The sequence below is a fragment of the Pseudomonas sp. F(2018) genome (assembly GCF_005508865.1).
In the GTDB taxonomy this organism is placed as follows: Bacteria; Pseudomonadota; Gammaproteobacteria; order Pseudomonadales; family Pseudomonadaceae; genus Aquipseudomonas.
Genome location: NZ_SCOM01000007.1, coordinates 1 through 22,015 on the forward strand (window position 1 = coordinate 1; position 22,015 = coordinate 22,015).

Sequence of the window (22,015 nt, forward strand, 5' to 3'; positions counted from 1 at the left end):
GGAGAACGGGGCGGGCGCGGCATGCGGGTTCCGGGGCGGTTGCAGAGCGCGCAGTGTAACCGAGCATCATCAGGATCGCTGATGATGGTCCAATCGGCCGCTCGTCGGGCTAAGCTGCTCCCATCGAATCGACTGCAGAGGATGCCGCCATGAGCAACGAACTCGCCACCTTCACCGGCTGGGCCGCCACCGCGCCGGGCGCGCCGCTGGAGCGTCACAGCTACGACCCGGGCCCGCTGGGCGCCGAGGAAGTCGAAGTGGCGGTGGAGTACTGCGGCATCTGCCACTCGGATCAGTCGATGATCGACAACGAGTGGGGCAACGCCCGCTACCCCTTTATCCCCGGCCATGAAGTGGTCGGCACCGTGGTTCGTGTCGGCGACCAAGTGCGCGGCCTCAAGCTTGGCCAGCGCGTGGGCATCGGCTGGTACAAGGGCAGCTGCATGCACTGCGGCTCGTGCATGGAGGGCTCGCACCAGCTGTGCCGCACGGTGAAGCCGACCATCGTCGGCAGCCACGGCGGCTTCGCCGATCGCCTGCGCTCGCACTGGGCCTGGGCCGTGCCGCTGCCGGAAGGTCTCGACCCGGCGCTGGTCGGCCCGCTGTTCTGCGCCGGCTCCACGGTGTTCTCGCCGTTGCTGGACTTCGATGTGAAGCCCACCGACCGCGTCGGCGTGGTCGGCATCGGCGGCCTCGGCCATCTGGCCCTGGGCTTCCTCAACGCCTGGGGTTGCGACGTCACCGCCTTCACCTCGTCTCTGAGCAAGCAGGACGAGGCCAAGCGCCTGGGCGCGCACAAGGTGGTGGCCTCCACCGACAGCGCCGCGATGAAGGCCATCGCCGGCACCCTCGACTTCCTGCTGGTCACCGCCAGCGCCGATCTGGACTGGAACGCCCTGCTCGCCACCCTGCGCGGCAAGGGCCGGCTGCACTTCGTCGGCATAGTGCCGAGCGCCATCCCGGTGCACGTGTTCAGCCTGATTCCGCAGCAGAAGAGCCTGTCCGGCTCGCCGGTGGGCTCGCCGAAGACCATGGCGACCATGCTCGAATTCTGTGCCCGTCATCAGATCCTGCCGCAGGTGGAGCACTTCCCCATGAGCCAGGTGAACGCCGCGCTCGACCACCTGCGCGCCGGCAAGGCGCGCTACCGGGTGGTGCTGGACGCCAGCAAATGACCGACCTGTTTCATTGGCGGCGTAACGCCGCCTGGCACCTGGGCGCGGTGGACGGCACCGACCGTCCGCGCCTGCTGGAAGTGTGGGAGGCGGCGGTACGCGCCACCCACCACTTCCTCGCCGAGGAGGACATCCAGTTCTACCGGCGCATGCTCGGCGAGCAATATTTCGATCTGGTGCGCCTGACCTGCCTGCGCGACGACCAGGGCCGCGTGCAGGGCTTTGCCGGCACCGCCGAGGACCGCCTGGAAATGCTCTTCGTCGACCCGACCGCCCATGGCCGCGGCTTCGGCAAGGCGCTGCTGCACCACGCCATCGACCACGACGGCGTGCGCCTGGTCGACGTCAACGAGCAGAACCCCGGCGCCGTGGCCTTCTACCTCAGCCAGGGCTTCGAGCAGATCGGCCGCTCACCCCTGGACGGCGCCGACCGGCCCTTCCCGCTGCTTCATCTGCGCCTGCGCGAAAGCGTCTAACCGGCACCCTCGTAGGGTGTACTCGCTGCAGGCAGTACACCATGGCGCCCAGAGCAAGCCGGGCGGGCAAGCTCCCATGCATTTATCACCGCATCGGCGCGGGTAGAACCCGCGCGCTCAACCAGCTCGATCAGTTTTGTAGCCCGGATGCAATCCGGGGCTGAGTTGCCTGCCTCCCGGATTGCATCCGGGCTACGACTGACGCGGGTGCAACCCGCGCCTCCACGCTGCTAGCGGAACGGCGGCTCGTCGAAGCTGCGCAGCTTGCGCGAGTGCAGCGAGTCGAGCTGGCAGCGCAACAGATCGAGGGCGGCGATGCCGATCGACAGGTGCTGGCTGACCGCGCGCTGGTAGAAGCCGGTGGCCGAGCCGGGCAGCTTGATCTCGCTGTGCAGCGGTTTGTCCGACACGCACAGCAGGGTGCCGTAGGGCACCCGCAGGCGATAACCCTGGGCGGCGATGGTGCCGCTCTCCATGTCCACCGCCACCGCGCGGGCCAGGTTGATCAGCGGCCGTTCGTGGGCCCAGTGCAGCTCCCAGTTGCGGTCGTCGTAGGTCAGCACGGTGCCGGTGCGCAGACGCTTCTTCAGGGTCTCGCCCTTCTCCCCGGTAACGGTCGCGGCCGCCTCCTGCAGGGCCTGCTGCACCTCGGCCAGGGCCGGGATCGGGATATGCGGCGGCAGCACCCGGTCGAGGATGCCGTCGCGACGCATATAGGCGTGGGCCAGCACGTAGTCGCCGATGGTCTGCGACTGCCGCAGGCCGCCGCAGTGGCCGATCATCAGCCAGCAGTGCGGACGCAGCACGGCCAGGTGGTCGGTGATGTTCTTGGCGTTGGACGGGCCGACGCCGATGTTGACCAGGGTGATACCGTGGCCGTCGTTGGCGATCAGGTGGTAGGCCGGCATCTGGTAGCGGTGCCAGACCACCGCGTCGGCCACGGCCTGGGCATCCTCCTCGGAGGTGCCGCGCTCGATGATCACGTTGCCCGGCAGCACCATGCGCTGGAAGCGCGGGTTGTCGCGCAGCTGTTCCAGGCCGTGGCGGATGAACTGGTCGACGTAGCGGTGGTAGTTGGTCAGCAGGATCCACGGCTGCACATGGCGCCAGTCGCTGCCGGTGTAGTGGTGGATGCGCTTGAGCGAGAAGTCGGTGCGCGCGGCGTCGAACAGCGCCAGCGGCAGGTCGCTGCTGTCGCCCCAGCCATACAGGCCGTCGGCCACCGAGTCGGTGGCGGCGGACAGGTCGGTGCTGGGGAACACCCGCGCCAGTTCGGCGGCGCTGACCCCGGTGCCGGCCAGCTCGTCGCCCTGCTCGACCACGTAGGGATAGGGGATGTTCTGCTGACTGAAGCCCACTTCGACGGTGACCGAGAAGTCCTCCATCAGCGGCCGCAGCTGGTCCAGCAGGTAGCCGCGGAAGGCCTCCGGCTGGGTCACGGTGGCGCGGTAGGTGCCCGGCACCTGGACCTTGGCGTAGGCGCGCACGGTGCTCGGCACTTCGCCCTGGCACAGGTAGGTCAGGCGCAGCTCCGGGTAGCGGAACAGCGCGCGCTCGGCCTGGCTCGGCACGCTGCGCTCCTTGAGGTAGTTCCTCAGCGCCTGGCTCAGCCCGCCGGTGGCCTGGCGATGCAGGTCGGCGAGGCGCTCGACGGCCTCCTCGGCGGTGGCGGCGACGACGAAATCGGTATGCGGCATGGCAGTCACGGGTCAGCTTCCTGGCTGGGATCACCGCCCTATCTTGCGCCTTGCGACGGTCGCCTCGCCAGCCTCGCTTGGTCGACGCCCGGCGGCAGGGCAAGGCCACCGAGAACCATCTAGGCTCTTCTCATCCACCCCGAGGAGAGCCACAGTGCGCGCCCTGTCGATCTGCTGTCTGCTCATCTGCGTAGCCGGCCACAGCCTGGCCGCCGAGCTGGATGGCCTGTACCAGGCCACCGTCGACAACCAGCCCACCGAACTGGTCCTGCGCAGCCAGGGCCAGCAGGTCGAGGGCGAATACCGGGAGGGACCGCACCTGCGCCTCAAGCTCAGCGGCAGCTTCGACGGCCAGGCATTGCAGGCGCAGATCAGCGACCCGACTTCCGGCCAGGCGCTGGCCAACATGAACGGCAACTATGCCAACGGCATGCTCGCCACCAGCCTGGCCGCACGTGACCCGCGCAGCGGCGAGACGCTGGTGCGCGAGGCCATGTTCCAGCGCGTGGGACCGGCGCCCGCGCCGCCCGACCCGAACCAGGACGCCGCCCTGGTCGGCACCTGGATCTACGAGCAGATGACCAACAGCGAGGGCCTGGAATTCGCCTCGATGACCACCGTCACCACCCTGCGCATTCGCGCCGACGGCAGCATCGACCAGTGGCGCCGCAGCGTGGCCGGCGGCAGCGAGTGGAGCTACGACCGCCCCGGCGAGCTGCAGTACAGCGGGCGCTGGCGCAGCGACAAGGGCCTGCTGCTGGTGCAGCTGAAAGGAGCCACCGACTACCAGCCGGCGGCACGCTATCACTTCAGCACGCCGTACCTGGTGACCGAGAGCAACACCGGCAAGATGATCTGGCAGCGCCGCTAGGCGCGCGCCCAAACGACTGCGCCGCCAGCATGGAACCCGCCGCCCCGCGAGATGACGTCAGACCGCTCACGCGCCTCCGGGCGAACACCGCGTCATGCCCGGCATCTGGTCGTGGCGCGACGGCCTGCGCTCCACCCTCCATGCCAAGGACCAATGGCCAGCCTGCGGTGATTTAGGGCATAACTGGGATGACGGCCGGGGGGACGTCGCAGCATGATCAATCAGCTACCACGCTGGGTGGAAATCGGCGGCTTCTGCCTGGCCCTGATTGCCGGCAGCGTCAATGCCATCGCCCTGCTCGGCTTCAACCACCAGGGTGTGTCGCACCTGTCCGGCAGCTCCAGCCTGCTCGGCGTAGAGCTGGCCCAGGGCGCGCCGGGCGAAGCCCTGCACCTGCTGCTGATCCTGCTCAGTTTCGTGCTCGGCGCCGCCATCAGTGGCTGCGTGATCGGCAACCAGTCGCTCAAGCTCGGCCGCCGCTACAGCGTCGCCCTGCTGGCCGAGAGCCTGGCCCTGCTGCTGGCGATGCTGATGCTGGAGCGCGGCAGCGACCTCGGCCACTACCTGGCCTCGGCCGCCTGCGGCCTGCAGAACGCCATGACCAGCACCTACAGCGGCGCAGTGGTGCGCACCACCCACGTCACCGGGTTGTTCACCGACCTCGGCATCATGCTCGGCCTCAAGCTGCGCGGGCAGCCGGCGGACCGCCGACGCATCCTGCTGTACCTGATCCTGATCGCCGGCTTCATCGGCGGTGGCGTGCTCGGCGCCCTCGGTTATGCCGGCTGGCACTACCGCGCCCTGCTCGGCCCGGCGGCGCTGGCCGCACTGCTGGCGCTGATCTATCTGATCTACTGGCGGCGCCAGCAGGCCCGCTGAATCAGGCGGGCAAATCGACCACGGCCATGGTCACGCTGGCCTTGCTGTACAGGCGCCGCTCACCCTTCTCGTAGCCGAACACCTCGGCCTCGACCACCGTGGCCTGGCGCCCGGCCTTGAGCACTTCGGCGCGGCACAGCAGGCGTTCGCTGCGCGCCGGGCGCAGCAGGTTGACCTTGAACTCCAGGGTCAGCACGGTGCTGCCGTCCACCAGCACGGTGGCGGCCGCGCCACCGGCGGCGTGGTCGGCCAGGGTGGTCTGCACCCCGGCGTGGATAAAGCCGTTCTGCTGCAGGTGGCGCGGCAGGATGTCCAGCTCGGCCTCGACCCAGCCCGGGCCACAGTCGAGCAGGCGGATACCCAGGTCCTGGATAAAGTTGGCGGCGGCGAAGCCCTGTTCGACCAGCTCGCGGTAGCGCGGATGGGCCTGCATGGAGGATTCCTTTTCAAGGGACGCCCGCGGCCGGCTGGCCGCGGGGCAATGCACGGTCAGACCAAGTGTGGCGTGCTGCGCGCGACCAGCGCCTCGGCATCGGCGCCACGCGGCAGAGTGCCGTAGACGCGGCCATGGCCACCCAGGCGGCTGGCGATAAAGGCGTCGGAGACGGTGGCATTGCCGGCTTCCAGCAGCAGCTTGGCCTGCAGGGCCACGGCCACGTCCTCGGTCAGCTGGCGAGCGCGGTACTGGATGTCGGCGGTGTCGCGGAAATCCGCCTGCAGCCGCTGGATATGCGCCTTCAGGCGCGCATCGCCGTGGCCGTCGCCCAGCTCGGCGAACAGTGCGTCGAGCACGCCGGCCTCCTTGGACAGGGCGCGCAGCACGTCCAGGCACTGCACGTTGCCCGAGCCTTCCCAGATCGAGTTGACCGGCGCCTCGCGGTACAGCCTTGGGAGGATGGTTTCCTCGACGTAGCCGGCGCCGCCCATGCATTCCTGGGCCTCGTTGATCATCGCGGGGGCGCGTTTGCAGATCCAGTACTTGCCGATGGCGGTGACCAGGCGGGCGAACTTGTCTTCCTGCTCGTCGTGCGGGTTGTCCAGGGCCTTGCCCATGCGCATGGTCAGGGCCAGGGCCGCCTCGCTCTCCAGGGCCAGATCGGCCAGCACGTTCTGCATCAGCGGCTGCTCGGCCAGCACCCGGCCGCCGACCTTGCGGTGCGCACAGTGGTGAGCGGCCTGGGTCAGAGCCTGACGCATCAGGCTGCTGGAGCCGATCATGCAGTCGAAGCGGGTCAGCGAGACCATCTCGATGATGGTCGGCACGCCACGGCCCTCCTCGCCGATCATCCAGGCCAGGGCGCCACGGAACTCCACTTCGCTGGAGGCGTTGGCCCAGTTGCCCAGCTTGTTCTTCAGGCGCTGGATGTAGAACTGGTTGCGCGTGCCGTCCGGGCGGTGGCGCGGCAGCAGGAAGCAGGACAGGCCCTTGTCGGTGTAGGCCAGGGTGAGGAAGGCGTCGCACATCGGCGCCGAGCAGAACCACTTGTGGCCGACCAGCTCGTAGGCCTGACCCGGGCCGGGGATACCGACCGGGTGGGCCTTGGTGGTGTTGGCGCGCACATCCGTACCGCCCTGCTTCTCGGTCATCGCCATGCCGATGGTGGCGCCGGCCTTGTGTTCGATGCCGACGTTGCGCGGGTCGTACTCGGTGGCGAGGATCTTCGGCAGCCAGATCTCGGCCAGCTCCGGTTGCAGCTTGAGCGCCGGCACGGCGGCGTAGGTCATGGTCAGCGGGCAGGCGTTACCCGCCTCCGGCTGGTTGTGCAGGTAGTTGAGCGCGGCGCGGGCCACCTGGGCGCCATCGCGCGGGTCGGTCCAGGGCAGCGACGGGATGCCGTGCTCGACCGCCGTGCGCATCAGCTCGTGGTAGGCCGGGTGGAATTCCACCAGGTCGACGCGGTTGCCGTAGCGGTCATGGCTCTTGAACACCGGTTTGTTCTCGTTGGCCAGGAAGCCGGCCTGCATCAGCGGACCGCCGGCCAGGGCGCCGTAGGTATCCAGGCGATCCTCGGCCCAGCCGCCGCCGAAGCGCCGCGTCCACTCCTGCAACGGCAAGTCGACGCGGTACAGGTTGGCGCCATCCAGCGATGGCACTTGGTTGAACACCTCGTGGGTTTCGGCGAATTCGTGCAGGGACATTTCAGGACTCCGAGGCGCCGACGGCGCGCAGGCAGAAGGTGACCAGGGTTTGGCTGACGGTGGCCAGGTCCGCCGCCGGCAGGCCGGCGTCGCGGGCCGCACGGGCCGGTGGCGAGAGCGGGCCGACCAGGGCCTCGGCGATGGCGCCGACCAGGCAGGCGGCCACCAGGTTGACCTGCGCCACGCGGAACTCGCCGCTGCGCACGCCCTCTTCGAGCAGGTCGACGAACAGCTCGGCGTAGGCCTCGCGGAACAGCAGGCGCTGCTCGTCCACTTCCGGTTCCACCGGCTCGGCGATCAGGGCGAAGGCCAGCTGTCGGCTGTGCCAGGCGCGGGCGGCGAACTGCTCCAGGCCGGCGGCCAGGCGCCGAGTGGCGCTACCGGGGCCGCGCAGGATCTCGGCCAGGGCGTCCACCTCGATGCGGCAGGCATCGCTGAACACTTCCGCGGCCAGTTCGCCCTTGCCGCTGAAATGGCGATAGAGGCTGCCGGTGGCGATGCCCACATCCTCGGCCAGGGCCTGCATGGTCAGGCTGGCGAAACCGCCCTCGGCGACCCGGTCGTGGGCGCAGGCGAGGATGCGTTCGCGCAGTTCCTGGGCGCGGTCGATACGGGCGGCGGTGGTGCGATAGACCATGAGCTGAATCCATGTTCACGAATTCAGATCAGTGAATCACGATTCACTTCTTGAGGAAAACGACGATTCGGCCAAATTACAGCCCTATCGTCGTCAGCGAAGCAGGGTCAGGCGCTCGGCGCGCGGCACAGCACCCAGTCGTGCAGCAGGGCCTGCAGTTCGAGGAACTTCACCGGCTTGGCCATGTAGTCGCTCATGCCGGCGGCCAGGCAGCGCTCGCGGTCGCCGCTGTGGCTGTGGGCGGTGATCGCCAGCACCGGGGTCTCGGCGCAACCGGGCAGGTTGCGCAGCGCGCGGCAGGTGGCGAAGCCGTCCATCATCGGCATCTGGCAGTCGAGCAGCACCGCGTCGATCGGCTCGCTGCGCAGCACTTCCAGGGCCTCCACGCCGTTGTCGGCGGTGCGCACCCGATAGCCGAGCTTAAGCAGCATGCCGCGAGTCACCAGTTGGTTGATCGCGTTGTCCTCGACGATCAGCACGGTGCATTGCTCCGCGCGGCGCTGTGGCTGGCCGCCGACCCGGCGCGGGACCGGCACGACGTCCTGGCGCTGGGCCGGCAGATCGAGCTGCAGGGTGATGGCGAAAGTGCTGCCACGACCGGGTTGCGACTGGTGCTGCAGGCTGCCGCCGAGCAGCTCCACCAGTTGCCGACAGATCGCCAGGCCGATGCCCAGGCCGCCGTACTGGCGGGTCATGGAGCCGTCCAGCTGATGGAAGCGCTGGTAAAGGTTGCCGTCCTGCGGGGCGATGAAGCCGATGCCGGTATCCAGCACCTCCAGGCGCAGCGGCATGCTGCCGGCCAGCGGCCCGGCGGCGCCGATGCGCAGGGTGACTTGGCCCTGGTGGGTGAACTTCACCGCGTTGTCCAGCAGGTAGCCCAGGGCCTGGGCCAGCTTGGCGGCGTCGCCCTCCAGGGTATCGGGCAGGCTGTCTTCCAGCTCGACGGCGAACTGCAGGCCCTTCTCCGCCGCCTTGCCGCCGTACTGGGCACGCAGGCCGTCGACCAGGCCACGCAGGCTGAACGGCTCGCGCCGCGGGTAGAGCTTGCCGGCCTGCAGTTCGGTGAGGGCGAGGATGTCGTTGACCATGCGCATCATGTCGCGCGCCGAGCTGGCGGCGGTGCGCTGGTACTGCTCCAGCTCGACGTCCAGCTTGACCGTCTGCATCAGCTCCAGGGAGCCGATCACCCCGTTCATCGGCGTGCGCAGCTCGTGGGTGACGGTGGCGAGGAACTCGTCCTTCAGGCGGTTGCTGTCGGCCAGCTCGCGGTTGAGCACCTCCAGCTCGCGGCCGGCCTCCTGAAGGATACGCGCACGCTCTTCCTTCATCGCGTTGATGCGGTCGGCCAGGGCCAGGGACAGCAGGCCCACCTCCAGCGCCGAGCCGAACTGGCTGGCGTACATGGTGAAGAAGGTATAGGGCAGATAGCCCAGCACCATCAGGGTGTTGATCACCCCGCCGGCGAGGAAGGCCGACCAGGCGATGATGAAGTAGCGCGCCACGCGCATGCCGCGCAGCCAGGCCAGCACGCCGGCGCTGAAGATCACCACGGTGAAGGCCAGGGCCAGCAGGGTGGCCAGGCGCAGGGCGCTGGCGTAGCTGGTGGTCAGCGCCAGCACCATCACCAGCCCGCCCACCGCCATCAGCAGGCGCAGCAGGCGATCGACCCAGGGGCTGTGGTCCGCGGTGTGCAGGAAACTGCGGGCGAACTGGCAGCCGAACAGCGCCGCCGAGCCGATCAGGAACGGCGTGGAGGCGTTGGCCCACCAGGGATCGTCCGGCCAGAAGTACTGGATGCCGGCGCCGTTGACCGAGACCTGGTACAGGCCGAACGAGGCGATATAGAGGATGTAGTAGAGATAGCTGGTGTCGCGGACGGCGAGGAAGATGAACAGGTTGTAGATCAGCATCACCAACAGCACGCCGTAGATCAGGCCGAAGGTGTAGATGCGCGCCGGCTGCGCCTCGATGAAGGCGTCCGGCGCCCACAGGCCCAGCGGCATCTGCATCGAGCCCTGGCTCTGCGCGCGCAGGTAGACGCGCTTGGGCTGGCCCGGCGTCAGTTCGAGGTTGAACAGGTAGTTGTTCTGCTTGATCTGCCGGGAGGAGAACGGCAGCGAGTCGCCGGTGCGGGCGGCCAGGCGATAGCCGCCCTCGCCATCGGGCAGGTACAGTTCTAGGTGGTCGAGCGGCGGGTAGGCCAGCTCCAGCAGCCAGTTCTTCGGCTTGCTGGACTGCACAGGGTTGTACAGCAGGTCGACCCGCAGCCAGAACACCGAGCGCGAGTAGCCGGCGTTGAGCACCGCCTTGCCGTTGTCGCGGAAGCTGGCGTCCAGCGCGGCGGAGCTGACCTGCTCGATGCTGGCGTCGCCGCGTACGTCCTCGAATACCTGCATCTTCGAGCCGAGCGTCAGGTAGCGGGCGTGCTCGTCGAACTCGACGGCCTGCGCCAGCCAGGACCAGCCCAACAGGAGAAGTAAAACCCAGTAACGCATGCAGCCCCGCATGAACTCGTGCGCAGCCATCCCGGAGCCCTCTCCCCGTTGCGGACGGCGCACAGAGTCCTTGTGATTTATATGGGGCAAAACTCTATCACAGGCGGGTAAAAAACCGCCGCCCCGGACAAGATGTCACGCCCCGGCGATTGGGCCTCCCGCCGCCAGGTGGTAAGCTCGCCGGCCATGAACAGACACAACTCCCGCCCCGTCGTCCTCTGCCTGTCCGGCCACGATCCATCTGGTGGTGCCGGCCTGCAGGCGGACATCGAAGCCCTGCTCGCCCAGGGTTGCCACGCCGCTCCGGCGGTCACCGCGCTGACCGTGCAGGACACGGTCAACGTCAGCGACTTCCGCGTACTCGACCGCGACTGGGTGCTGGCCCAGGCCCACGCCATCATCGCCGACCTGCCGGTGGCCGCCGTCAAGCTGGGCATGCTCGGCTCGGTGGAGATGGTCGACACCGTGGTCGAGATCATGCAGCTGCTCCCCGGCGTGCCCCTGGTCTGCGACCCGGTGCTGCGCGCCGGCGGTGGCGGCTCGCTGGGCAAGGACGATGTCGGTTACGCCATGCGCGAGCGTCTGCTGCCGATCGCCGCAGCCGCCACGCCGAACCTGCCGGAAGCGCGCATCCTCGCCGAACTGCCCGACGGCACGCCGGACGAATGCGCCGAGAAGCTCTCGCCCTTCTGCCAGAACCTGCTGATCACCGGCGGCCACGGCGACGAGGCCGAAGTGCACAACCGCCTCTACGTGCGCGGCGGCGATCGCCACACCTTCACCTGCGCGCGCCTGCCGGGCAGCTACCACGGCTCCGGTTGCACCCTGGCCAGCACCCTGGCCGGCCGCCTGGCCTTGGGCGAGGAAGTGGTCAGCGCCGTGCGCTCGGCGCTGGACTACACTTGGCGCACCCTGCGCGACGCCGAACAGCCCGGCCGCGGCCAGTTCGTGCCGCGCCGCCTGCCGCTGGACTTCTCCCTGTGACGGGCCGCTCGTGACTGCCAAGCTGAGCGGCCTGTATGCCATCACCGACAGTCAGCTGCTGGCTGACGGCAAGTTGCTGCCTTATGTCGAAGCCGCTCTTAAAGGCGGCGCGCGCCTGCTGCAGTACCGCGACAAGTCCGACGACCAGGCCCGCCGCCTGCGCGAGGCCTCGCAACTGGCCGAACTCTGCGCGCGCTATGGCGCTAGCCTGATCATCAACGACGACGCCGAACTGGCGGCCAGGTTGGGTGTAGGCCTGCACCTGGGCCAGGGCGATGGCTCGCTGTCCGCCGCGCGCGCCCTGCTGGGGCGCCAGGCGATCATCGGCGGCACCTGTCACGCCAGCCTTCAGCTGGCCGAGCAGGCTGCCAGCGAAGGCGCCAGCTACATCGCCTTTGGCCGCTTCTTCACTTCGCAGACCAAGCCCGGCGCGCCGAGCGCCACGCCCGAGCTGCTGGAGCAGGCCCGCGCCCGCTTCAGCCTGCCGATCACCGCCATCGGCGGCGTCAGCCTGGACAACGGCGCCGAGCTGATTGCCCGTGGCGCCGACCTGCTGGCGGTGATCCACGCCCTGTTCTCCGCGCCCTCCGCCACCGAGGTGGAGGCTCGCGCCCGCGCCTTCAGCGCGCTGTTCGCCAACTCCTGATTTAGAGAGACCGCCATGTCCCGTTCCGAAGCCCTGTTCGCCAACGCCCAGAAACACATCCCAGGCGGCGTCAACTCGCCGGTACGCGCCTTCCGCAGCGTCGGCGGCACGCCGCTGTTCTTCAAGCATGCCGAAGGCGCCTATGTGGTCGACGAAGACGACAAACGCTACGTCGACTATGTCGGCTCCTGGGGCCCGATGATCCTCGGCCACGCCCACCCGCAGGTGCTGGACGCGGTGCGCAAGCAGCTGGAACACGGCCTGTCCTACGGCGCGCCGACCGCGCTGGAAGTGGAGATGGCCGATCTGGTCTGCTCCATCGTGCCGTCCATGGAGCTGGCGCGCATGGTCAGCTCCGGCACCGAGGCGACCATGAGCGCCATCCGCCTGGCCCGTGGTTATACCGGCCGCGACGCGATCATCAAGTTCGAGGGCTGCTACCACGGCCACTCCGACAGCCTGCTGGTGAAGGCCGGCTCCGGCCTGCTGACCCAGGGCGTACCGAGCTCGGCCGGCGTACCGGCGGACTTCGCCAAGCACACCCTGACCCTGCCCTTCAACGACCTGGCCGCCGTCGAGAAGACCCTGGCCGAGGTCGGTTCGACCGTCGCCTGCATCATCGTCGAGCCGGTGGCCGGCAACATGAACTGCGTGCCGCCGGCGCCGGGCTTCCTCGAAGGCCTGCGCGAGCAGTGCGACAAGCACGGCGTGGTGCTGATCTTCGACGAGGTGATGACCGGTTTCCGCGTCGCCCTCGGCGGCGCCCAGGCCCACTACGGCGTGGTGCCGGACCTGTCGACCTTCGGCAAGATCGTCGGCGGCGGCATGCCGGTCGGCTGCTTCGGCGGCAAGCGCGCGATCATGGAGTGCATCGCCCCGCTCGGCCCGGTCTACCAGGCCGGCACCCTGTCGGGTAACCCGCTGGCCATGGCCGCCGGCCTGACCACCCTCAAGCTGATCAGCCGCCCGGGCTTCCACGCCGAGCTCAGCGAGTTCACCAGCCGCATGCTGGCCGGCCTGCAGGAGCGCGCGGATGCCGCCGGCATCCCCTTCGTCACCACCCAGGCCGGCGCCATGTTCGGCCTGTATTTTAGCGGCGCCGACGATATCGTCACCTTCAGTGATGTGATGGCCAGCGACGCGGCGCGCTTCAACAAGTTCTTCCACCTGATGCTGGAAGGCGGCGTGTACCTGGCCCCGAGCGCCTTCGAGGCCGGCTTCACCTCCATCGCCCACGGCGACAAAGAACTGGAAATCACCTTCGCCGCCGCCGAGCGCGCCTTCGCCAGGCTCAAGTGATGCAATACAGCACCGCGCTCAGCGATGGAGTCCTGGCGCTGGCGTGCCTGGCCAGTATGCTGTGGCTGCGCCCGACCTTTGCCGGCCTACCGGTGCGCCGCGCCTTACTGTTCGGTTTTGGTCTGCCTGCCGTCGCCGCATTCTGCGGCACGGTGCGTTACGGTCTGGCACCAGACTGGGTAGAGATTCATCGTGCATTCAGCCAACTCAGCGGCCTGCTCGGACTGCCACTGCTGGGATTGGCAGCACTGAGCCTTAGCCGAAACCGAACCTGGAGCCCAGGCATCTGGACCGTCTGGGTGGTAGGACTGGTGGCATTGTTGATCGGTGCGGAGCATTTGAAGCTGGGCCAGCCCTATCGGTTAGGACTCAATCTAGTGACCTTACTGCTGATCCTCTACGCCGGCCTGAGCGAGTGGCCCCAGCGTCAACCGGGGCTGATGGCGATCGGAGTTGTTGCACTGTTCCTGGTGGCCGGCCTGGCCGTCGGCACCGAAGGCTTTATCGGGCCGCTACGCCGCGTCGACCTGTATCACGCCCTGCTGACCCTCGCTTACCCGCTGCTGGCCTGGCTGCTGCTGACGCTGCGCATGCCGGCTCGAGAGGAAATCCCGGTAAAGACTTTGTAAGGACGCCCCGGCTTATCACATAATGTGATGGCCGGCGCGTTTCGCCGGCCGGGCATGAGGCCCGTCTGTTTCGCGAGGCGCTTGGATTTCCATGAATCGCACCGGCCGCACCCTTATCCTGGGCTGCCTGTCGCTCGTTGCTCCGCTGCTGGCCAGCGCGGGCGACAACTCCCTGCTGGTGCCCGCCATCGGGCGCTGCTCGCTGAACGCCTCCCCCGAAGAACTGCCCCAGGCCCTCGCCGCCTGCCAGGAAATGGCCAAGCAGGGCGACACCCAGGCGCAGTTCGAACTCGGCGAATTCTTCTACGACGGTCAGCGCACCCCGCGCGACCTGCCCCAGGCCCTGCACTGGTTCGAGCAATCCTCGCTGCAGGGCAACGCCCAGGCCCAGCTGCGCCTGGGCAACATGTTCTTCCATGGCGAAGGCGTCCCGGCCAACAACGTGCAGGCCTACATCGTGCTGAAAATGGCGGCGGTGAATGGCTCGGACGAAGCGATGGACAGCGCCGACCAGGTGGCCGAGCGCATGCAGCGGGAAGAGTTGCAGGCCGCCAGCCAGGTGCTGGGGCAGATATTCCGCAGCTACCTGCTGGAGCTGCAGCACATCGACAGCGGCGCGCCGTCCGGCTTCAGCCCCGCCCCCAGCGCACCGGGCACCAGCATCGGCCCGCAGGCGCCGGCCTTCGCCCCTTAAGACAGCTCGCCTATTTCTCCGGCATCGGCATGGGGAACGGCATCACGTTGCCGCCGCCCCGAGCCTCGCTGATCTTCGGCGTACCCAGACGCTCCACCTCGTCGATGCGCACGATGGAATGCATGGGCACGAAGCTGCGCACCACGCCTTCGAACTGCGCCTTGAGCTTTTCCTCGCTGGGGTCGACCACCACCTGGGTGCGCTCGCCGAAGACAAACTCCTCCACTTCCAGGAAGCCCCACAGATCGCTCTGGTAGATCTGCTTGGCGTACATCTCGTACACCTGGCCCTGGTTGAGGAAAATCACCTTGTAGATGGGTTCGCGCTTGCTCATAGGAAGGAGGATAGAGGACGGCTGGAAATCGGGGGCGCGAATCTTACCAGCGCCCGGACAGGCAACGCTAGGAACGCCGCAGGTCGCCCCCTATAATGCGCGGTCCTATCCGAATACCCGACGCACGCAGATGGCCAAGAAGCTTTATATCGAGACCCACGGTTGCCAGATGAACGAGTACGACAGCTCGCGCATGGTCGACCTGCTGGGTGAACACCAGGCCCTTGAAGTCACGGAGAATCCGGCGGAAGCCGACGTGATCCTGCTCAATACCTGCTCGATTCGCGAAAAAGCCCAGGAAAAGGTGTTTTCCAAGCTGGGCGGCTGGCGCGCCCTGAAGCAGCAGAACCCCAATCTGGTGATCGGCGTCGGCGGCTGTGTGGCCAGCCAGGAAGGCGCCGCCATCCGCGAGCGCGCGCCCTATGTCGACGTGGTGTTCGGCCCGCAGACCCTGCACCGCCTGCCGGAGATGATCGACGCCGCCCGCACGACCAAGAAGGCGCAGATCGACATCAGCTTCCCCGAGATCGAGAAGTTCGACCGCCTGCCCGAGCCGCGTGTCGACGGCCCCAGCGCCTTCGTCTCGGTGATGGAAGGCTGCAGCAAGTACTGCACCTTCTGCGTGGTGCCCTACACCCGCGGCGAGGAAGTCAGCCGCCCGCTCGGCGACGTGCTGCTGGAGATCACCCAGCTGGCCGAGAAAGGCGTCAAGGAAGTCACCCTGCTCGGGCAGAACGTCAACGGCTTCCGCGGTGCGACCCCGGACGGCGACGTGGCCGATTTCGCCGACCTGCTCTACGCGGTGGCGACCATCGACGGCATCGAACGCATCCGCTACACCACCAGCCACCCGCTGGAGTTCTCCGACGCCATCATCCAGGCCCACGCCGATATCCCGCAGCTGGTGAAGTTCCTCCACCTGCCGGTGCAGTCCGGCTCGGACCGCGTGCTGGCGGCAATGAAGCGCAACCACACGGCGCTGGAGTACAAGTCGCGCATCCGCAAGCTGAAGGCGGCGGTGCCGGACATCTGCATCAGCTCGGACTTCATCGTCGGCTTCCCCGGTGAGACCGAGAAGGACTTCGAGCAGACCATGAAGCTGATCGAGGACGTCGGCTTCGACTTCTCTTTCTCCTTCATCTACAGCTCGCGCCCGGGCACCCCGGCGGCGGACCTGGTCGACGACACCCCGGACGAGGTGAAGAAGCAGCGCCTGCAGATTCTCAACGGCCGCCTCAGCCAGCAGGGCTTCGAGATCAGCCGACGGATGGTCGGCACCGTCCAGCGCATCCTCGTCACCGACTACGCCAAGCGCGACCCGGGCCAACTGCAGGGCCGCACCGAGAACAACCGCGTGGTCAACTTCCGCTGCGACAACCCGAGCCTGATCGGCCAGTTCGTCGACGTGGAAATCTACGAGGCACTGCCCAACTCCCTGCGCGGCACCCTTATCGACTAACGCCTAGCCCATTGCCGGGCGCTCGAACTTTCACCCTCGGGCGCCTGGGGTTATCCTTCGACCATCACTCCGCCGCACAACGGCAACCGGACCCCATTGAACGCCTCCATAGAACCGCATCGCTTCACCCTCGAACCCTACGAAGCACGCCGCTTCGCCAACCTCTGCGGGCAATTCGACGAGCACCTGCGCCTGATCGAACAACGCCTGGCCATCGAGATCCGCAACCGCGGCAACCAGTTCGAGCTGGTCGGCCAAGCCAAGCACACCCAGTCCGCCGAGAACCTGCTGCGCCGCCTGTACCGCGAGACCAAGAGCGCCGAATTGTCGCCGGAGATGGTCCACCTGTACCTGCAGGAGTCCGGCCTGGAAGCGCTGGACAGCGGCAAGGCCGACGCCGGCGTGACCCTGCGCACCAAGAAGGGTGCGATCAAGCCGCGCGGCGCCAACCAGCAGCGCTACGTCAAGGCCATTCTCGACAACGACATCAACTTCGGCATCGGCCCGGCCGGTACCGGCAAGACCTACCTGGCCGTGGCCTGCGCAGTGGACGCCCTGGAGCGCGAGCAGGTGCGACGCATCCTTCTGGTGCGCCCGGCGGTCGAGGCCGGCGAGAAGCTCGGCTTCCTCCCCGGCGACCTCGCCCAGAAGATCGACCCCTATCTGCGCCCGCTCTATGACGCGCTGTACGAGATGCTCGGCTTCGACAACGTGGCCAAGCTGATCGAGAAACAGGTGATCGAGATCGCCCCGCTGGCCTACATGCGCGGTCGCACCCTTAACAACAGCTTCATCATCCTCGACGAGAGTCAGAACACCACCCTTGAGCAGATGAAGATGTTCCTCACCCGTATCGGTTTCGGCTCCACCGCCGTGATCACCGGCGACGTCACCCAGGTCGACCTGCCGCGCGGCACCAAGTCCGGCCTGGCCCACGTGATGAACGTGCTGAAGGACGTACCGGGCATCAGCTTCACTCACTTCAAGCCCAAGGACGTGGTGCGCCACCCGCTGGTGCAGCGCATCGTCGAGGCCTACGAGCGCTTCGAGGAGCAGGGCGAGCGCAGGGACGAAGGCAAAGGCCACAGCGATGCTTGAACTGGACCTGCAGAACGCCTCCAGCGCCACCGACCTGCCCAGCGAGGCGCAGCTGCGCCGCTGGTGCGAACTGGCCCTGCGCCAGCGCACGGCCGACTCGGAGATGACCATCCGCCTGGTCGACGAGGCCGAAGGCCGCGAGCTGAACCACACCTGGCGGCACAAGGACTACGCCACCAACGTGCTGTCCTTCCCGGCCGATGTGCCGGACGAATTTCTGGATATACCGCTGCTCGGCGATCTGGTGATCTGTGTGCCGGTGGTCGAGCGCGAAGCCCGTGAACAGGGCAAGACGCCGGAGGCGCACTGGGCGCACCTGGTCATCCACGGCTGCCTGCATCTGCTCGGCTACGATCATCTCGAAGATGAGGAAGCCGAGGAAATGGAAGCACTGGAACGGGAATTGCTGGCCGAACTGGGCCACCCCGATCCATACGCAGCCGACGAATAACTGCCATAGAAGGCCCCGAGAAACACCATGAGCGAAGACCGATCGAGCAACGAGCAGAAGTCCTGGTTCAACAAGCTGACCCAGGCTTTTGCTCATGAGCCGAGAAACCGCCAGGAACTGCTGGAAGTCCTGCGCGAAGCGCACCAGAACAAGCTACTCGACAGCGAAGCCCTGACCATAGTCGAGGGCGCCATCCAGGTCGCCGACCTGCAGGTGCGCGACATCATGGTGCCGCGCTCGCAGATGATCAGCATCAAGGCCAGCCAGAGCCCGGCCGAGTTCCTCCCGGCGATCATCGACTCCGCCCACTCGCGCTACCCGGTGATCGGCGAGAGCGTCGACGAAGTCATCGGCATCCTTCTGGCCAAGGACCTGCTGCCGCTGATCATCAACGGCGACAAACCGTTCAACATCCGGGACCTGCTGCGCCCGGCCACCTTCGTGCCCGAATCCAAGCGCCTCAACGTGTTGCTGCGCGAGTTTCGCGCCAACCACAACCATATGGCCGTGGTCATCGACGAGTACGGCGGCGTCGCCGGCCTGGTGACCATCGAGGACGTGCTGGAGCAGATCGTCGGCGACATCGAGGACGAACATGACGTCGAGGAGGACAGCTACATCAAGCCGCTGCCGTCCGGCGACTTCCTGATCAAGGCACTGACCCCGATCGACAACTTCAACCAGACCTTCGACACCGAGTTCCCCGACAGCGAATTCGACACCGTCGGCGGCCTGGTGATGAACGCTTTCGGCCACCTGCCCAAGCGCAACGAAGTGACCGAGATCGGCGAGTACCGCTTCCGCGTGCTCAACGCCGACAGCCGCCGCGTGCACCTGCTGCGCCTGACGCCGCTGGAGCGCTGAACCCGCAGAACTGGTAGGCCTGCCGCGTTGTTGTGCGGATGAGCAACACGGAACCATACCTCCCCTCTCCTCCCGGGAGAGGGGCAGGGGCGGCCCGCGTAGGGGGTGAGGGTCTTCCAGGCAACTCCACGCCGCACATGGCCCCTCACCCCAGCCCTCTCCCAGAGGGATTGGGAGTTTCTACCCTCCCCAGCTTCCAGTACCCTTGCCCGCCAGAATTCCCGATCAAGGACGCACGATGCGCTGGATCACCCAACCCGGCTGGCCGGGCAATCTGCTGGCCATCGCCGGCGGCGCCTGCACCACCCTGGCCCTGGCCCCCTTCGATATCTGGCCGCTGGCCCTGCTGGCCATCGCCATCTTCTACCTCGGCCTGCGCGAGCTGAATCCGCGCCAGGCCCTGCTGCGCGGTTGGTGCTACGGCCTCGGCCTGTTCCTCGCCGGCACCAGCTGGATCTACGTCAGCATCCACGACTACGGTGCCGCCTCACCGGCCCTGGCCGGTTTCCTCACCTTCGGCTTCTGCGCCGGCGTCGCCCTGTTCTTCGCCCTGCCCGCCTGGCTCTGGGCGCGCTGGCTGCGGCGCAACGATGCGCCGCTGGCCGACACCCTGGCCTTCGCCGCCCTGTGGCTGGCCCAAGAAGCCTTCCGCGGCTGGTTCCTCACCGGCTTCCCCTGGCTGTTCTCCGGCTACAGCCAGCTGCACGGCCCGCTGGCCGGTCTGGCGCCGGTCGGTGGCATGTGGCTGCTGTCGCTGACCCTGGCCCTGAGCGCCGCGCTGCTGGTCAACCTGCCGCGCCTGCTGACCGACAAGCCGCGCCTGGCCGCCGGCCTGGCTCTGCTGCTGGCCCCCTGGATCGCCGGTCTGGCGCTGCAGGACCATGCCTGGACCGCCAGCAAGGGTGAGCCGCTGAAGGTCGCGGCGATCCAGGGCAATGTGCAGCAGAACATGAAGTGGGACCCGGCCCAGCTCGACGCCCAGCTGGCGCTGTACCGCGACATGACCCTGGCCAGCCGACCGGCCGACCTGATCGTCTGGCCGGAAACCGCCGTACCGGTGCTCAAGGAATTCGCCGAGGGCTACCTGAAGGTGATGGGCCGGGTCGCCGTCGACCGTGATGCCGCCCTGATCACCGGCGTGCCGGTGCGCCAGAGCAACGAGCATGGCGAGAAGCGCTACTACAACGCGATCACCGTGACCGGCTGGGGCGAAGGCACCTACCTCAAGCAGAAACTGGTGCCGTTCGGCGAATACGTGCCGCTGCAGGAAGTGCTGCGCGGGCTGATCGCCTTCTTCGACCTGCCCATGTCCGACTTCGCCCGCGGCCCGTCCGACCAGGGTCCACTGCAGGCCAAGGGCCTGAAGATCGCGCCGTTCATCTGTTACGAAGTGGTGTATCCGGAGTTCGCCGCCGGCCTGGCCGCGCAGAGCGACCTGCTGCTGACGGTGAGCAACGACACCTGGTTCGGCACCTCCATCGGCCCGCTGCAGCACCTGCAGATGGCACAGATGCGCGCCCTGGAGGCCGGACGCTGGATGATCCGCGCCACCAACAACGGCGTCACCGCGCTGATCGACCCACAGGGCCGCATCACCACGCAGATCCCGCAGTTCCAGCAGGCCGTTCTTTATGGCGACGTGCAGCCGATGCAGGGCCTCACGCCCTATCTGATCTGGCGCGGCTGGCCGCTAGCCGTACTGTGCAGCCTGCTGCTGGGCTGGGCGTTCGTCAGTCGTCGCCGCGCGAGCCGCGGTATCGCCATGCAGACTGCCTGAACCCATTGGCCCACGGTGTACGCCCGAGGGGGCGTACACCCTACTGGCAAGCCCGCCGTTTCGTAGGGTGGATGCGGAGCGCAGCGACAATCCACCCACTGCGCCTCAGCGATACAGCAGCGGATAGACCGCCAGCCCCATCGCCTCGTTGAGCAACCGAGTGTTCTGCCACAGCGCCTTGCCCTCCGGCAGCCAGCCACCCAGCGGGCGCTCGTTGGGCACACCGAGGAAACCCAACGGCGCCGTTACCACTTCCAGCCCGGCGCGCTCGAAGCACCAGCGCGAGCGCGGCATGTGCGCCGCCTGGGTCACCAGCACCACTCGACTCACGCCCTGAGCCTTGAGCAACTCGGCACTGAACTGGGCGTTCTCCCAGGTGGTGCGGCTGCGCTCCTCCTGCCAGCGGGTCGGCACGGCGAAGTCGCGCTGCAGCACCTCGGCCATCATCGCCGCCTCGCTGGGCAGCTGGCCGTAGTGCAGGCCGCCGCTGATCAGCACCGGCAAGCCGGAGGCCCGATGCAGCCGCGCCGCGTAGCGCAGACGCTCTATGGCCGTGCCACTAGGCTGGTCGCTGCCCCAGGCCGGATCGGCCTCCTCGCGCCCGGAACCCAGCACCACGATCGCCTCGGCGCGCTGCGCCAGCCCGGCCCACTGCGCCTCGGCCAACGCGGGCTCGCGCTCGAGCAGGCGCGCCGACCACTCCATCACCACCGGCAGGCTCAGTAGCCACAACCCGCCCAGGCCGAACAGCAGACACAACGCCGCCAGCCGCGGCCGCCCCGCCCAGGCCCATAGCAGCCAGGCCAGCAGGATCAGCAGCATCAGGCCGCCAGGGGGAAGGATCAGTTGTTTGAGGATAAAGCGCAGTTCCATGGGCACCTCCAGTGCCCGCGAAGACTAGCGGGGTTGCCCCGCCCGGAACAGCTTGGAACCGCAGGAGTTGCACGGCAGCACACCCTCGCCGCGCTGCATCTGGGCGGCGGCACCGCACAGGGCGCAGCAGAGTTGCTGGCGTTTCTTGATCACCGGTTTGCCGCGCGGCAGAGACTTGCTCGCCACCCGTCCCGGCAGCTTGCCGGCCGGCTTGCTGACGCTCGCCGGTTGCTGCTCGATCAGCGCCAGCTCTTCGGCGGCGGCATGCCAGCCGCGCAGCCAGTTGAGATCGCGATCGAGATAGGCGCGGATCAGCTCCAGCTCCGCCGGGGTCAGGCCGCGCAGCTCCAGTTCATCCGGTGGCGCCTCGTGCAGGCGGGTCGCGGTATCCGCTTCCTCCAGGGCCAGCGCCAGGCGCTGTAGCAGCCGCTCATAGAGCCCGCCCCCCACCTCCGCACGCCGCAACTCAGCCATCCATCACCTCGACCGGGCACCAACCTCGCGCCTCTCTCTGCAAAGCTTAGCGCCGGCCGCAGCC

Annotated in this window: 22 protein-coding genes; 14 read left to right on the forward strand and 8 right to left on the reverse strand. The window is 67.7% G+C overall.

What is annotated here, in order from left to right; translation table 11 throughout:
• The first annotated feature begins 149 nt into the window (after positions 1-149).
• A complete protein-coding gene (locus FFS62_RS22060; protein ID WP_137975014.1) occupies positions 150-1,175 on the forward strand; it encodes an NAD(P)-dependent alcohol dehydrogenase in 1,026 nt (341 codons plus the stop codon).
• Positions 1,172-1,651, forward strand: coding sequence for a GNAT family N-acetyltransferase (locus tag FFS62_RS22065; protein ID WP_137975015.1), 480 nt, complete (start codon positions 1,172-1,174; stop codon positions 1,649-1,651). The genes FFS62_RS22060 and FFS62_RS22065 overlap by 4 nt, the downstream gene beginning before the upstream one ends.
• Positions 1,652-1,881: 230 nt before the next feature.
• Here the strand turns inward: FFS62_RS22065 and amn are convergent, their stop codons facing one another.
• Positions 1,882-3,348, reverse strand: a complete 1,467-nt coding sequence (gene amn, locus FFS62_RS22070; protein WP_137975129.1) for an AMP nucleosidase — start codon at positions 3,346-3,348, stop codon at positions 1,882-1,884.
• A gap of 154 nt (positions 3,349-3,502) precedes the next feature.
• Between amn and FFS62_RS22075 the strand changes: the two genes are divergently transcribed.
• Together FFS62_RS22075 and FFS62_RS22080 are read left to right on the forward strand one after the other, a co-directional pair.
• Positions 3,503-4,219 (forward strand): hypothetical protein, encoded by a 717-nt coding sequence (locus FFS62_RS22075; protein WP_137975016.1) that lies wholly within the window; start codon positions 3,503-3,505, stop codon positions 4,217-4,219.
• Between the two features lie 213 nt (positions 4,220-4,432).
• A complete protein-coding gene (locus tag FFS62_RS22080) occupies positions 4,433-5,098 on the forward strand; it encodes a YoaK family protein (RefSeq protein WP_137975017.1) in 666 nt (221 codons plus the stop codon).
• 1 nt (position 5,099) lies between these two features.
• Here FFS62_RS22080 and FFS62_RS22085 read toward each other — a convergent pair whose 3' ends face one another.
• The 4 genes from FFS62_RS22085 to FFS62_RS22100 all read right to left on the reverse strand — a co-directional run bounded on the left by FFS62_RS22085 (position 5,100) and on the right by FFS62_RS22100 (position 10,369).
• Positions 5,100-5,531, reverse strand: a complete 432-nt coding sequence (locus FFS62_RS22085) for a PaaI family thioesterase (RefSeq protein WP_137975018.1) — start codon at positions 5,529-5,531, stop codon at positions 5,100-5,102.
• 56 nt (positions 5,532-5,587) lie between these two features.
• The gene (locus FFS62_RS22090) at positions 5,588-7,237 is read right to left on the reverse strand and encodes an acyl-CoA dehydrogenase family protein (RefSeq protein ID WP_137975019.1); all 1,650 of its coding nucleotides are present in this window, start codon (positions 7,235-7,237) and stop codon (positions 5,588-5,590) included.
• A gap of 1 nt (position 7,238) precedes the next feature.
• Positions 7,239-7,874 (reverse strand): TetR/AcrR family transcriptional regulator, encoded by a 636-nt coding sequence (locus FFS62_RS22095; RefSeq protein WP_137975020.1) that lies wholly within the window; start codon positions 7,872-7,874, stop codon positions 7,239-7,241.
• A 107-nt stretch (positions 7,875-7,981) separates the two neighbouring features.
• Positions 7,982-10,369, reverse strand: a complete 2,388-nt coding sequence (locus tag FFS62_RS22100; protein WP_137975021.1) for a hybrid sensor histidine kinase/response regulator — start codon at positions 10,367-10,369, stop codon at positions 7,982-7,984.
• A 186-nt stretch (positions 10,370-10,555) separates the two neighbouring features.
• Between FFS62_RS22100 and FFS62_RS22105 the strand changes: the two genes are divergently transcribed.
• The 5 genes from FFS62_RS22105 (at position 10,556) to FFS62_RS22125 (ending at position 14,621) form a co-directional block, all read left to right on the forward strand.
• Complete coding sequence (locus FFS62_RS22105; RefSeq protein ID WP_137975022.1) at positions 10,556-11,353, forward strand: hydroxymethylpyrimidine/phosphomethylpyrimidine kinase; 798 nt, start codon at positions 10,556-10,558, stop codon at positions 11,351-11,353.
• Positions 11,354-11,363: 10 nt separating this feature from the next.
• Positions 11,364-11,999 carry a thiamine phosphate synthase gene (gene thiE, locus FFS62_RS22110; protein ID WP_137975023.1) on the forward strand — a complete coding sequence of 212 codons (636 nt, stop codon included), beginning with the start codon at positions 11,364-11,366 and terminating at the stop codon, positions 11,997-11,999.
• Between the two features lie 15 nt (positions 12,000-12,014).
• Positions 12,015-13,298, forward strand: a complete 1,284-nt coding sequence (gene hemL, locus FFS62_RS22115) for a glutamate-1-semialdehyde 2,1-aminomutase (RefSeq protein ID WP_137975024.1) — start codon at positions 12,015-12,017, stop codon at positions 13,296-13,298.
• Positions 13,298-13,927, forward strand: coding sequence for a hypothetical protein (locus tag FFS62_RS22120; protein WP_137975025.1), 630 nt, complete (start codon positions 13,298-13,300; stop codon positions 13,925-13,927). Before hemL ends, FFS62_RS22120 begins: the two co-directional genes overlap by 1 nt.
• A gap of 91 nt (positions 13,928-14,018) precedes the next feature.
• Positions 14,019-14,621, forward strand: a complete 603-nt coding sequence (locus FFS62_RS22125) for a tetratricopeptide repeat protein (protein ID WP_137975026.1) — start codon at positions 14,019-14,021, stop codon at positions 14,619-14,621.
• Between the two features lie 10 nt (positions 14,622-14,631).
• Here the strand turns inward: FFS62_RS22125 and FFS62_RS22130 are convergent, their stop codons facing one another.
• Entirely contained in the window at positions 14,632-14,955 is a 324-nt protein-coding gene (locus FFS62_RS22130) for a DUF1820 family protein (RefSeq protein WP_137975027.1), read from the reverse strand.
• A 130-nt stretch (positions 14,956-15,085) separates the two neighbouring features.
• Here FFS62_RS22130 and miaB point away from each other — a divergent pair, with 130 nt between their 5' ends.
• The 5 genes from miaB to lnt all read left to right on the forward strand — a co-directional run bounded on the left by miaB (position 15,086) and on the right by lnt (position 20,604).
• Positions 15,086-16,414: a tRNA (N6-isopentenyl adenosine(37)-C2)-methylthiotransferase MiaB gene (gene miaB, locus FFS62_RS22135; RefSeq protein ID WP_137975028.1), complete on the forward strand. Its 1,329-nt coding sequence runs from the start codon at positions 15,086-15,088 to the stop codon at positions 16,412-16,414.
• 96 nt (positions 16,415-16,510) lie between these two features.
• Entirely contained in the window at positions 16,511-17,512 is a 1,002-nt protein-coding gene (locus tag FFS62_RS22140) for a PhoH family protein (protein ID WP_137975029.1), read from the forward strand.
• Positions 17,505-17,963, forward strand: coding sequence for an rRNA maturation RNase YbeY (gene ybeY / locus FFS62_RS22145; RefSeq protein WP_137975030.1), 459 nt, complete (start codon positions 17,505-17,507; stop codon positions 17,961-17,963). Before FFS62_RS22140 ends, ybeY begins: the two co-directional genes overlap by 8 nt.
• A 27-nt stretch (positions 17,964-17,990) precedes the next feature.
• Positions 17,991-18,827 carry an HlyC/CorC family transporter gene (locus FFS62_RS22150; RefSeq protein WP_137975031.1) on the forward strand — a complete coding sequence of 279 codons (837 nt, stop codon included), beginning with the start codon at positions 17,991-17,993 and terminating at the stop codon, positions 18,825-18,827.
• Positions 18,828-19,065: 238 nt separating this feature from the next.
• On the forward strand, positions 19,066-20,604 hold the full coding sequence (lnt, locus tag FFS62_RS22155) for an apolipoprotein N-acyltransferase (RefSeq protein ID WP_137975032.1): 1,539 nt from the start codon (positions 19,066-19,068) through the stop codon (positions 20,602-20,604).
• 105 nt (positions 20,605-20,709) lie between these two features.
• Here the strand turns inward: lnt and FFS62_RS22160 are convergent, their stop codons facing one another.
• Both FFS62_RS22160 and FFS62_RS22165 read right to left on the reverse strand, forming a co-directional pair.
• Entirely contained in the window at positions 20,710-21,477 is a 768-nt protein-coding gene (locus tag FFS62_RS22160) for a YdcF family protein (RefSeq protein WP_137975033.1), read from the reverse strand.
• Between the two features lie 24 nt (positions 21,478-21,501).
• On the reverse strand, positions 21,502-21,951 hold the full coding sequence (locus FFS62_RS22165; RefSeq protein ID WP_137975034.1) for a hypothetical protein: 450 nt from the start codon (positions 21,949-21,951) through the stop codon (positions 21,502-21,504).
• Between the last annotated feature and the right edge of the window lie 64 nt (positions 21,952-22,015).

What these genes read in the sequence shown, in the direction of transcription:
- FFS62_RS22060 (WP_137975014.1), top strand. Translation starts at nt 150, where the DNA reads ATGAGCAACGAACTCGCCACCTTCACCGGCTGGGCCGCCACCGCGCCG.
- FFS62_RS22065 (WP_137975015.1), top strand. Translation starts at nt 1,172, where the DNA reads ATGACCGACCTGTTTCATTGGCGGCGTAACGCCGCCTGGCACCTGGGC.
- amn (WP_137975129.1), bottom strand. Translation starts at nt 3,348, where the DNA reads ATGCCGCATACCGATTTCGTCGTCGCCGCCACCGCCGAGGAGGCCGTC.
- FFS62_RS22080 (WP_137975017.1), top strand. Translation starts at nt 4,433, where the DNA reads ATGATCAATCAGCTACCACGCTGGGTGGAAATCGGCGGCTTCTGCCTG.
- FFS62_RS22085 (WP_137975018.1), bottom strand. Translation starts at nt 5,531, where the DNA reads ATGCAGGCCCATCCGCGCTACCGCGAGCTGGTCGAACAGGGCTTCGCC.
- FFS62_RS22090 (WP_137975019.1), bottom strand. Translation starts at nt 7,237, where the DNA reads ATGTCCCTGCACGAATTCGCCGAAACCCACGAGGTGTTCAACCAAGTG.
- FFS62_RS22095 (WP_137975020.1), bottom strand. Translation starts at nt 7,874, where the DNA reads ATGGTCTATCGCACCACCGCCGCCCGTATCGACCGCGCCCAGGAACTG.
- FFS62_RS22100 (WP_137975021.1), bottom strand. Translation starts at nt 10,369, where the DNA reads ATGCGTTACTGGGTTTTACTTCTCCTGTTGGGCTGGTCCTGGCTGGCG.
- FFS62_RS22105 (WP_137975022.1), top strand. Translation starts at nt 10,556, where the DNA reads ATGAACAGACACAACTCCCGCCCCGTCGTCCTCTGCCTGTCCGGCCAC.
- hemL (WP_137975024.1), top strand. Translation starts at nt 12,015, where the DNA reads ATGTCCCGTTCCGAAGCCCTGTTCGCCAACGCCCAGAAACACATCCCA.
- FFS62_RS22120 (WP_137975025.1), top strand. Translation starts at nt 13,298, where the DNA reads ATGCAATACAGCACCGCGCTCAGCGATGGAGTCCTGGCGCTGGCGTGC.
- FFS62_RS22125 (WP_137975026.1), top strand. Translation starts at nt 14,019, where the DNA reads ATGAATCGCACCGGCCGCACCCTTATCCTGGGCTGCCTGTCGCTCGTT.
- FFS62_RS22130 (WP_137975027.1), bottom strand. Translation starts at nt 14,955, where the DNA reads ATGAGCAAGCGCGAACCCATCTACAAGGTGATTTTCCTCAACCAGGGC.
- miaB (WP_137975028.1), top strand. Translation starts at nt 15,086, where the DNA reads ATGGCCAAGAAGCTTTATATCGAGACCCACGGTTGCCAGATGAACGAG.
- ybeY (WP_137975030.1), top strand. Translation starts at nt 17,505, where the DNA reads ATGCTTGAACTGGACCTGCAGAACGCCTCCAGCGCCACCGACCTGCCC.
- FFS62_RS22150 (WP_137975031.1), top strand. Translation starts at nt 17,991, where the DNA reads ATGAGCGAAGACCGATCGAGCAACGAGCAGAAGTCCTGGTTCAACAAG.
- lnt (WP_137975032.1), top strand. Translation starts at nt 19,066, where the DNA reads ATGCGCTGGATCACCCAACCCGGCTGGCCGGGCAATCTGCTGGCCATC.
- FFS62_RS22160 (WP_137975033.1), bottom strand. Translation starts at nt 21,477, where the DNA reads ATGGAACTGCGCTTTATCCTCAAACAACTGATCCTTCCCCCTGGCGGC.
- FFS62_RS22165 (WP_137975034.1), bottom strand. Translation starts at nt 21,951, where the DNA reads ATGGCTGAGTTGCGGCGTGCGGAGGTGGGGGGCGGGCTCTATGAGCGG.